Here is a 9,450-nt window from a genome sequence, read left to right on the forward strand (position 1 = left end):
TCAACAAGTGTTTTATTAACCAAAATAGTTTCGTCAAGACCGCCTTTTCGGGTTGGAAGAACTTGATACATTATTAAATCTTCGGTAACGCCAGAAAGTTCACATTTTCCGCCACTGCGTTTAATTAATTCTCTTTCTAGACTCATTTTTTTTGTTGTTTTGGGTAAAAGTTTGTTTAAATTTTATTTTTTAACCTGAACTGCTTCAGGAACTAACATTTCGTATTTTCCACCATTTCGGATAACATCTCTAACAATACTGGAACTGATATACGATGTTTTTGCGGCGGTCAATAAAAAAACAGTTTCAATTTTTGACATTCGTCTATTGGTATGCGCTATAGCTTTTTCGAATTCAAAATCGGCTGGATTGCGAAGCCCTCGCAAGATAAAATTAGCATTAATTTTTTGGCAAATATCAATTGTTAAACCTTCATAAATAATAACCGAGATTTTTGGTTCATTTTGAAAGGTTTCTTCAATAAACTTTTTTCTTTCTTCTAGAGAAAACATATATTTTTTCTCGGCATTGATTCCGATAGCAATTACAATTTCATCAAAAAGAGGTATAGCTCTTTTGATAATATCTTCATGACCCAAAGTGATGGGGTCAAAGGAACCGGGGAATATGGCTTTTCTCATTTTAATTATTATTTATTTGTTTTTCAATTCTCCTATCCGGAATAATCCAAATAAGAGCAACTGTGGTGTATAGTAATCCAGAAATCCAAGGCGAAACAAACGCTAGAGGAACTGCTGAAATATAACAAGCTAACGATATTTTACCTTTTTTATCTTTTTCAAAAGCTTTGTATAAAATGGAATCCTTACCTTCTAGTTTTATAATTTTATTTTGAAGAATCGTATAAGAAATAGCACACATCAATAAAATAATACCATAAACGCTCATTGTAACTGCTGCAAAATGTTGAGAGCCAATCCAGCTTGTGCCAAAAGGAATCAAAGACAGCCAGAAAAGTAAAAAAAGATTGCTCCATAAAATGGAACCATTTACTTTTTTTACAACTTGGAACATATGATGATGGTTATTCCAATAGATACCAACATAAGCAAAACTCAAAACATAACTCAAAATTACAGGAATTAACGGCTTTAAAGATTCAAAACTACTATCGTTTGGAACTTTTATTTCCAAAATCATTATCGTAATGATAATGGCTAAAACACCATCACTAAAGGCTTCAAGTCTGTTTTTGTTCATGTTTTTAAATTTATTGAAATTTATTGCTATTTGTTTTAACCAAGGCTTAAAAATTTTAATATGCAGTTGGCTTTAGCCAAAACATGAATTAATTTTAGGCTAAAGCCAATAAATCCATTTCATCCTATCCGTTGGTTAAAACGGCAATTGAAATCATTAAGCTAAAGCCAATTCAACAGCATTAGTAAACAAATCTTCTAATGAAATTCCGGCCGCTTTGGCTTGTTGTGGAATCAAACTTTCGGTGGTCAATCCAGGAATGGTGTTCATTTCGAGCATGTAAGGTTCGCCATCAACAAAAATAAATTCGCTTCTGGAGAAGCCTTTCATTTTTAGAATTTCGTAGGCTCGTTTTGCAATTTCGCTTACTTTTTGCGTCATTTCGTCCGAGATTCTGGCAGGCGTGATTTCCTGTGATTTTCCTTGGTATTTGGCTTCATAATCGAAAAAGTCATTTTCTGAAACAATTTCAGTAATGGGCAAAACGATTATTTCTCCTTTATAATTAATTACTCCAACAGAAACTTCGATGCCGTCAAGAAAACTTTCAATGATGATTTCATTGTCTTCTTTGTACGCCACTTCAATGGCAATTGGTAATTCGTTAGCCGTTTTTACTTTAGAGATTCCAAAACTTGAACCTGATTTATTAGGTTTTACAAAACAAGGCAAACCTACTTTTTGTATGATTTCGTTTGTGTCAAAATGGTCGCCTTTATTGAGATAATAGGAGATGGCAGTTTTAATTCCGTAGGGTTTTAAAACCGATAATAAATCTCGTTTGTTGAAGGTTAGTGCGGCTTGATAATAATCGCAGGAAGATTGTGGCATGCCAATTAATTCAAAATAACTTTGCATCAATCCGTCTTCGCCAGGCGTTCCGTGAATGGCATTAAAAACACAGTCGAAAGTGATTTTAGTTCCATTTACGGTGGTTGAAAAGTCGTTTTTATCGATTGGGAATTCCCCGTCGTTAGCATCTACATAAACCCATTTTTCTTTGAAAATGTGGATTCTAAAACCGTTAAATTTTGTTTTATCTAGAAATTGATAAACCACGTTTCCGCTGATTAAGGAGATTTTATATTCGCTGGAATATCCGCCCATGATGATGGCAATGTTTTTCATTTTTTACGTTTAATCGGTTAAACGTTTAATCGATTGACCGATTAAACCTATTCAAAACAAAATTAGAATTTTTTTTGGAACGAAATAACTTTATCTTTGTCGCTTACAAAAAATAAATTTATGAGCTTACGTCGATACCTTACCAGTCGTGTGTTTTTTGGTCAAGCCTTTCTTGCTTTTATTATTATTGCCGTTTTGAGTTACTTTTTCATTCATTGGTTAACTTTTACTACCGATCACGGACACGAAATTACAGTTCCTAATTTGGCTAAGTTGACCGAAGAACAAGTCGAAGAAAAATTAGACGAATTGAATTTAGATTATGTATTGCTTGACAGCGTAGACTATAATAGTGATTTTCCTAAATATAGTGTTGTAGAGCAAGATCCTTTGCCTGGAGCAAAAGTAAAAGAGGGACGAAAAGTATATATAAAAATTAATGCTTCTGGATTTTCGTCCGTGCGAATTCCAGATTTAATTCAGAAAACCTATCGGGAAGCTTCGCCCACATTGAAGGCATTGGGTCTTGAAGAAGGAACAATAACCTATATTCCTAATCTAGGAAAAGATATGGTGCTCGAAATGCGTTGCAAAGGAAGAAACCTAAAGGTAGGTGACCATGTTTTGAAAGCCTCAAAAATTGATTTGGTTTTAGGGGATGGCAAAGAAAGTTATGTAGAAGAAGTAGATAGTTTGGTCACAGACATGAATGAATTACCTGCTCATGAGCAATAATAGTGATGCTTTAGATTTAGAAGACGAATTGTTTGAACATTATCGATTTGATATTCCAAAAGGGCAGTTGCTCCTGCGAATTGATAAGTATTTAATGAACATGATTCCCAATGCGACAAGGAACAAAATACAAAATGCCGCCACTGCTGGTGATATTTATGTAAATGACAAACCTGTAAAATCCAATTATAAAGTAAAACCATTGGATGTAGTGCGCATTATGTTGTCGCATCCGCCATTTGAAAACAGAGTTGATCCAGAAGATATTCCGCTGAATATTGTTTATGAGGATGCTTCGGTTTTACTTATCAACAAACCTCCTGATTTTGTGGTGCATCCCGGTCACGGAAATTATACAGGAACTCTGGTCAATGCTTTGGCTTTTCATTTTGAGAATTTAACGATGAATAGTAGCGAAAGACCTGGTTTAGTGCATCGAATAGATAAAGACACCTCGGGATTATTAGTGATTGCCAAGACCGAGGCTGCTATGACGCATCTTGCTAAACAGTTTGAAGCCAAAACTACCGAAAGAGAATATATGGCGCTGGTTTGGGGCAATGTGATTGCCGACGAAGGAACCATTGAAGGCAATATTGCCCGACATGTAAAAGACCGTATGCAAATGGCGGTTTTTTCCGATCCCGAAATTGGAAAACCTGCCGTGACCCATTACAAAGTTTTGGAACGTTTTGGTTATGTCACTTTGGTTTCTTGTATTCTTGAAACGGGAAGGACCCACCAAATACGTGTCCATATGAAACACATTGGACATCCTATTTTTAATGACGAGCGTTATGGTGGTCATTTAATTTTAAAAGGAACCACGTTTACGAAATACAAACAATTCATCGATAACTGTTTCAAGGCTCTGCCAAGACAAGCGTTGCATGCCAAGACACTTGGATTTATTCACCCTAATACTGGCGAAATGATGCGTTTTGATACGGAATTACCACAAGACTTTCAGGATTGTATTGAGAAATGGAGAGGATATTCGAAAACGCATACGAGCGAGGAAGAAGAATAATGCCATAAAAAAAAACCAATCTGGGCTTTTGAATTTTAATCAAAATTTTTTTATTTTGTTTCTTGATATTCGATAGTATAATCTTGGGCGTGTAATCTTAAAACACCATTATCGAATAATTGTATGATAACCGATTTTCCGCTTTCGTCAACAGTAGAAATGTAACGGTATTTCAAATTCTCTTTTGAAACTCCTTCTTTAATGGTTCCCACTTTATAATATCTATCGGCATCGCCAGAATAAAAAATAAAATACAATATCACCTCTGTCGTTACCAATAAAAATAACACTCAATTTAATATCTTCTAGTATAGAAACTTCATTATTGATTCTGTCTTCTTTCAAGTATTTGTCATAATTTTTTACAAATACCTGAGCATTCATAGAACTTTCAACCATGAAAAAAGCTACTGCGAATGATTTTAATAAATATGTTATAGTCGTTTTTTTTCATAGTTTTTATTGTAAAATAATACTCAATTTTAAGTTTTAAATGGTTTTAAAATTTTCACAAAAACAATTAATTATTTTCATTTATTTAGGTACTTTCGACTATAAAATGATTTCGGAGTAATAAAGTTAGATATACTATTAAGCCTGTCTTCACGAGTAACGAAGAAGTGTTTTTAAGTTGTATTCAACTCTAAATCTTAAATAAAATGTCATCTTGTCATATTTTTTTAGACAATAATACTGTAAACTGACAATTTTTGGAGCATAATAGCTATGGCACAAAGATTGACTATTGCAACTCAAGTTGTAAAATAAGTATATAATAAAATTAATATAATTAAAATGGGAAAAATAATCGGAATTGATTTAGGTACGACCAACTCTTGTGTTTCTGTAATGGAAGGTAACGAAGCAGTTGTTATTCCTAACGCAGAAGGAAAAAGAACAACACCATCAATCATCGCATTTGTTGAAGGTGGAGAAATTAAAGTAGGTGATCCTGCTAAAAGACAAGCAGTAACTAACCCAACCAAGACTATTGCTTCTATCAAACGTTTTATGGGACACACATTTGCTGAAACTCAAGAAGAAGCAAAAAGAGTTCCTTATTCAGTAGTAAAAGGAGATAACAATACACCACGTGTGGATATTGATGGTCGTTTATACACTGCTCAAGAATTGTCAGCAATGACGCTTCAAAAAATGAAAAAAACAGCCGAAGACTATTTAGGTCAAACGGTAACTGAAGCAGTTATTACTGTTCCTGCTTACTTTAACGATGCACAACGTCAAGCTACAAAAGAAGCGGGTGAAATTGCAGGTCTTAAAGTAATGCGTATTATCAACGAGCCTACAGCTGCAGCATTGGCTTATGGATTAGACAAAAAAGGAGTAGATCAAAAAATTGCTGTATACGATTTAGGTGGAGGTACTTTTGACATCTCTGTTTTAGAATTAGGAGACGGAGTTTTTGAAGTATTGTCTACTAATGGAGATACACACTTAGGTGGAGACGATTTTGACCAAACCATTATTGACTGGTTGGCAGACGAATTCAAAGCTGAAGAAGGAATTGACTTGCGTTTAGACCCAATGTCATTACAACGTATTAAAGAGGCTGCTGAAAAAGCAAAAATCGAATTGTCATCTTCTGCTGAAACTGAAATCAACTTACCTTATGTAACTGCTACGGCTTCAGGACCAAAACACTTAGTTAAAAAATTAACTAGAGCTAAATTCGAACAATTATCTGATAGTTTAGTAAAACGTTCTATGGCTCCAGTAGCAAGAGCGTTGAAAGATGCAGGTTTATCAACTTCAGATATTGACGAAGTAATCCTTGTAGGAGGTTCTACTCGTATGCCAAGAATCGCTGACGAAGTAGAAAAATTCTTTGGTAAAAAAGCATCAAAAGGAGTAAATCCTGATGAGGTTGTTGCAATTGGAGCAGCTATTCAAGGTGGAGTTCTTTCTGGAGATGTAAAAGATGTATTGTTGCTTGACGTTACGCCTTTATCTTTAGGTATCGAAACTATGGGTGGTGTTATGACAACTCTTATCGAGTCTAATACAACTATTCCAACCAAAAAATCTCAAATTTTCTCTACAGCTGCAGATTCTCAGCCAACAGTTGAACTTCACGTTCTTCAAGGTGCAAGAGCAATGGCTGCTGATAACAAAACGATTGGTCGTTTTAACCTAGATGGTATTCCACCAGCGCCAAGAGGAGTTCCTCAAATTGAAGTAACTTTTGATATTGATGCTAATGGTATCATCAAAGTTTCGGCAACTGATAAAGGAACAGGTAAATCTCATGATATTCGTATCGAAGCTTCTTCTGGATTAACTTCTGAAGAAATTGAAAGAATGAAACAAGATGCTGAAGCCAATGCTGAATCTGATAAGGTATTGAGATCAAGAGCGGAGAAATTGAACGAAGCTGACGGAATGATTTTCCAAACAGAATCTCAATTGAAAGAATTGGGTGAAAAATTAACGGATGACAACAAAGTAGCTATCGAATATGCTTTGACTGAATTGAGAATGGCGCACCAATCTCAAGATATTCCAGCAATTCAAACGGCTTTAGACAACATCAACGCAGCTTGGAAAACAGCTACCGAAGCGATGTATGCCCAAGGAGAACAAGGTCAACAAGCTGCTGAGCCACAAGGGGAAGCTCAAGGCGACAATGTTCAAGATGTAGAATATGAAGAAGTGAAGTAAGCAAAGAACTCCCGCGTTTTTCGCGGGATGTGAATCGCTTATCCCGCGTTTTTCGCGGAATCTAAAAAAGAGAAACCGAGTCAGAAATGGCTCGGTTTTTATGTTTAAATACTGTAAAGAAATTAAAAATCACTTTCTAATTTGTCGTATTTGTTATGTATCGCCAATATAACGATTCCAAATACCACCGACATTACTATAAGTATAATATTTAATATACCCTCAGTGCTGAAAGAAAGTTTAATCATTATTGTTGAAATTATAAAACCCGAATTTCTTATTACTTTACTGAATTTATCCGAGTGTAAAAATGAAAATAAAAGTAAAAAAACATCAACCAAAATTAATAATGTAAAAAAATCATCAAAAAATATTTTGTTTACATCTTTAAACTCATAAACCAACTTATCAATAGATGAAAAGCTATCCAGCAACCAATTTCCGAGGCTGTGAAGCGATAAAACGAAAACAATTATGACTAAAAAAGTGGCGATATATTCTTTTGTTTTAATGAAATTTTTTACTTCGGCGCTAATTTTACTATCTTTCTTTCGACTGTTAATAATGTTTTCATCATTAAGTTGATAAAACTTAAAAATTAGATAAAACAATGTTATTACAGCAGCGAGATCGTACATAAAAATAAGGTCGTACTTTACATTGAACCAATTATTTGTAAATTCCAAGTTAGAAATATCTTTAAAAATACGTCGTATAACAATTAATAAAATAATTTCATATTGTTTGCCGATATAAATAGAAGTCGATTTAGGTAAATAATACACTAATAGGTAAACTTCATAGATAAGGATAAATGAAAATGGAGTGTAAATCGCTGATATGGGATGAATAAATAAATAGGATAATTCTTCAAATTGAATGATTTGCAGTTTATTTAAAACAATAAAAGTCAAGTGTAACAAAAAAGAACTAATAGATAAAAAGATAATAACCTTTTCAATTTTTTTCTTAAAATTATCAGATAAGAAAAACACACACAATGAATCTAATTTTGTCATAAAAGTAAATTTTTTAATTTATTTGTTAGTTTTACTTTGAAATAGGTTTTCGTGATGTTGATTTGATTTTAGCAAATAACATCGGTGGTAAAATTGACTTGTCAAATTATATATAAAAATTAGTATTTTACTTTGTAAGGCTTAATTGATTTTTAACTCTATAATTTTACGAATGTTTATTAAAAGTATAATTTTTATTTTCATATTTGAGTAAACAATAGTTAAAGTTAAAATATATTGCTAATCTGTGATATTTTTTTATAATTTTGAAGGTGATCAATAAAAAAAGTAAAGTATTATGTTTACAAAATTCAAAAAATCGGAGTTATTTATTTTGTTATTAGTTGCAGTTTTAATATTTATATCAGAATACCATTATTTGGTTTTAAAAAATCCAGAAAGGGCTATTTTTATTGGATTATGGCCTCCAACTATTCTTGGGTTTTTAATATTTCTAAATCTTAAACTAAAAAAATAGTATGGAAAATATAGGAATTATAATTCTCAATATTATTGTTTTAGGTTCTTTTTTAGCTTTCTTTATTTCAACATTTAGAGCTTTTGAAAAAGTAGAAAAGAAAGGTGTAGACTTCAAAGATAAGCAAGGTATTATTTCTAGACTACTTTCTTATTTTGAAAGTTTATTTTGATATTTTAGTAACGTTTGACTATTTACTTATTTTTTGATGGTCTTCCTCATGCAATAAAACATAAAATTATTTTAGTTATTTTTTTTTCCAAACATTTTTGTTATAACAAAAGCATGAGGAAAAGTGATTGCAGCTAAAAAAGAGAAAAAAACTGCGTTGAAAAGTTGTTCTTCTTTAAAAACAATATAGATAAAAGTAATTCCTAGCATCGATACAAACCAATAAACTCCAGCGGCCTTGCAATAAGATAAAAAATTTTCTTTTGAAACCGTGCCGTCCAAAAATTTTATTTGATCTATAATTGATGGGATACTATGCCAAACAACAAAATAAATTGCAAATCCCCATATCAAACTAGAAGACTTAAAAATAATTGTAAACACAATTAAATGAAATAATTCTAACAGTATTTTTTTTCTTATTTTCAAAATTTTCATGTATAAATAAGAGCTAAGGCAAATATAAGCAATTCCTGATACTTTTAAAGATTCCAAGAAATAACCTACAGGAATTTTAAATTTTGTAATATTAAATATTATATTTTGTACTTGATTCCAATTAAATACAAAGAGTAAAAATAAAACAGTGAATCCATATAAGAATTGATACAATATTAGCGACCACATTGGTAGTGTATTTGATAATTTTTGCCACTGTTGTTCTCCGAAATGATAAGCACTTACAACTATAAAGCTCAATAGTGCTGCAAGTGGAAAAATATAGAATAACAAAATCCCCATTAAAACAACTACTATATAATAAACAAGTATCCGAAGTGCGGAATTTTTATGTTTTACGACGTCAATTTTATTTATTAATTGCAAATCATTTGCTCCATGCAATATACCAAATGATAAAATCAATAGAAAACCAGAAATTACCTGAATTTTGGTCGAGAAATAGGAATCCATCCATAGACCAAAAAAGCTTACTACAATTGCAAAACCTGAATATGTTTTCATATTTTATTTATTTATTTATAAATATA

The 9,450-nt window shown here is 32.3% G+C and carries 10 protein-coding genes; 4 read left to right on the forward strand and 6 right to left on the reverse strand.

Translation table 11 applies throughout. The features are described 5' to 3' along the window. Positions 1-182 precede the first annotated feature (182 nt). From coaD to ACKVOD_RS05465, 3 genes are all read right to left on the reverse strand, one after another. Positions 183-641 carry a pantetheine-phosphate adenylyltransferase gene (gene coaD / locus ACKVOD_RS05455; RefSeq protein WP_409208461.1) on the reverse strand — a complete coding sequence of 153 codons (459 nt, stop codon included), beginning with the start codon at positions 639-641 and terminating at the stop codon, positions 183-185. Position 642: 1 nt separating this feature from the next. Further along, entirely contained in the window at positions 643-1,221 is a 579-nt protein-coding gene (locus ACKVOD_RS05460; RefSeq protein WP_409208462.1) for a TMEM175 family protein, read from the reverse strand. Between the two features lie 156 nt (positions 1,222-1,377). Continuing rightward, the gene (locus ACKVOD_RS05465) at positions 1,378-2,349 is read right to left on the reverse strand and encodes a D-alanine--D-alanine ligase (RefSeq protein ID WP_409208463.1); all 972 of its coding nucleotides are present in this window, start codon (positions 2,347-2,349) and stop codon (positions 1,378-1,380) included. Between the two features lie 120 nt (positions 2,350-2,469). Here ACKVOD_RS05465 and ACKVOD_RS05470 point away from each other — a divergent pair, with 120 nt between their 5' ends. Further along, on the forward strand, positions 2,470-3,084 hold the full coding sequence (locus ACKVOD_RS05470; RefSeq protein ID WP_409208464.1) for a PASTA domain-containing protein: 615 nt from the start codon (positions 2,470-2,472) through the stop codon (positions 3,082-3,084). Then, positions 3,074-4,114: an RluA family pseudouridine synthase gene (locus tag ACKVOD_RS05475; protein WP_409208465.1), complete on the forward strand. Its 1,041-nt coding sequence runs from the start codon at positions 3,074-3,076 to the stop codon at positions 4,112-4,114. Before ACKVOD_RS05470 ends, ACKVOD_RS05475 begins: the two co-directional genes overlap by 11 nt. A 50-nt stretch (positions 4,115-4,164) precedes the next feature. Here the strand turns inward: ACKVOD_RS05475 and ACKVOD_RS05480 are convergent, their stop codons facing one another. Further along, a complete protein-coding gene (locus tag ACKVOD_RS05480; RefSeq protein WP_409208466.1) occupies positions 4,165-4,371 on the reverse strand; it encodes a hypothetical protein in 207 nt (68 codons plus the stop codon). Between the two features lie 538 nt (positions 4,372-4,909). Between ACKVOD_RS05480 and dnaK the strand changes: the two genes are divergently transcribed. Continuing rightward, the gene (gene dnaK, locus ACKVOD_RS05485; protein WP_409208467.1) at positions 4,910-6,793 is read left to right on the forward strand and encodes a molecular chaperone DnaK; all 1,884 of its coding nucleotides are present in this window, start codon (positions 4,910-4,912) and stop codon (positions 6,791-6,793) included. A gap of 122 nt (positions 6,794-6,915) precedes the next feature. Here dnaK and ACKVOD_RS05490 read toward each other — a convergent pair whose 3' ends face one another. Further along, a complete protein-coding gene (locus tag ACKVOD_RS05490; RefSeq protein ID WP_409208468.1) occupies positions 6,916-7,812 on the reverse strand; it encodes a hypothetical protein in 897 nt (298 codons plus the stop codon). A 479-nt stretch (positions 7,813-8,291) separates the two neighbouring features. Between ACKVOD_RS05490 and ACKVOD_RS05495 the strand changes: the two genes are divergently transcribed. Beyond that, positions 8,292-8,462, forward strand: coding sequence for a hypothetical protein (locus tag ACKVOD_RS05495; protein WP_409208469.1), 171 nt, complete (start codon positions 8,292-8,294; stop codon positions 8,460-8,462). Positions 8,463-8,533: 71 nt separating this feature from the next. Here ACKVOD_RS05495 and ACKVOD_RS05500 read toward each other — a convergent pair whose 3' ends face one another. Further along, on the reverse strand, positions 8,534-9,424 hold the full coding sequence (locus tag ACKVOD_RS05500) for a Brp/Blh family beta-carotene 15,15'-dioxygenase (protein ID WP_409208470.1): 891 nt from the start codon (positions 9,422-9,424) through the stop codon (positions 8,534-8,536). Positions 9,425-9,450 lie beyond the last annotated feature (26 nt).

This window comes from Flavobacterium sp., assembly GCF_046155325.1.
Lineage (GTDB): Bacteria > Bacteroidota > Bacteroidia > Flavobacteriales > Flavobacteriaceae > Flavobacterium.